This is a genomic window from Sphingomonas asaccharolytica NBRC 15499, assembly GCF_001598355.1.
Classification (GTDB): Bacteria; Pseudomonadota; Alphaproteobacteria; order Sphingomonadales; family Sphingomonadaceae; genus Sphingomonas; species Sphingomonas asaccharolytica.
On record NZ_BCYU01000182.1, the window covers coordinates 1 to 991 of the forward strand.

2 protein-coding genes are annotated in these 991 nt (G+C 72.1%); one reads left to right on the plus strand and one right to left on the minus strand.

Annotated features, from left to right (window positions below):
* Positions 1-154 precede the first annotated feature (154 nt).
* Entirely contained in the window at positions 155-547 is a 393-nt protein-coding gene (locus SAS01S_RS21980) for a hypothetical protein (RefSeq protein WP_066813389.1), read from the minus strand.
* Positions 548-658: 111 nt separating this feature from the next.
* Here SAS01S_RS21980 and SAS01S_RS21985 point away from each other — a divergent pair, with 111 nt between their 5' ends.
* Entirely contained in the window at positions 659-925 is a 267-nt protein-coding gene (locus SAS01S_RS21985) for a GCG_CRPN prefix-to-repeats domain-containing protein (protein ID WP_066813393.1), read from the plus strand.
* Positions 926-991 lie beyond the last annotated feature (66 nt).

A 991-nucleotide genomic window follows, 5' to 3' on the forward strand; every position in this document is an offset into this window, starting at 1 on the left:
GGCCCTATCCGCCGCGCTTCGACCGGCCCGTCCCGGGTTCGCCTGCGCCGGTCTCGCCCGCTGCTCCGGTGACCTCCCCGTCATCGCCGCCGGCCACCGCTTCTCCGCTCCCGGGCGGCGATGGTAGCGGTCGCCCGACGCGTTGGCCGCGGTTTCAAAGGGGCGGCGATAGGCCGCCGATGGTCGCGCCGCCGGCGCCGGCACCTTCACCCGCGCCCACGGCCTCACCGGCACCCGGCTCCCCGCGCGGCGATGGTCGCTTCGAGCGGCCCGTCCGCATCCCGCGGCCCAGCTTCACGCCACCCCGCGCACCGGTGTCGGTGCCGCCCCCGCCCCCGCCCCCGCCATCTCCGCCCCCGCCACCCGCAGCAGTGCGAGTCGCGCCAGCGCCGCCGGCGGCGCGGCCGGTCGGCATGACGCCGGGACCGCGCAACGGCGGATTGCCGCGAGGCGATGGCGGCAGCAGGCCCGGCGGCAAAGGCAAGGAAAAATAGCCTTGCCCGGCATGGCAATGGTTGCGCTGCTTGCCGCAGCCGGCCTCAAACAAGATCGTTTCACTTGCGCCCCGACCGGAGGGAATTTCGCGGTCGTGCGTTAATGGCATGTCCGGCGGCGTTCGACGCGCGACCGGGCGGGTAACAAGAAGTGAGAGGTCACCATGCGTAACAAGATGATTCTGGCTTTGGCCGCCGTCGGCACGATGCTGGTCGCCGCCACCCCAGCCATGGCGCGCGACGGATGCGGGCGTGGCTGGCATCGCGGTTGGCACGACCGCTGCGTCCCCAATCGCGGACCGGGTTATTATGCCGGCGGTCCGAGCGTCCGACTGGTCATCGGCAATTATTATCCCAGTCGCGGCTATTGGGATGGCCGTCGCTATTGGCAGCATCGCGAACGCTGGCGCGGTGGCTGGCGTTACCGGTAATCGCTAACCCTCGGCAGGCGGCGCGGCAAAGCCGCGCCGTCCGTCGGGGCGGGCTTCGCCCGCCCG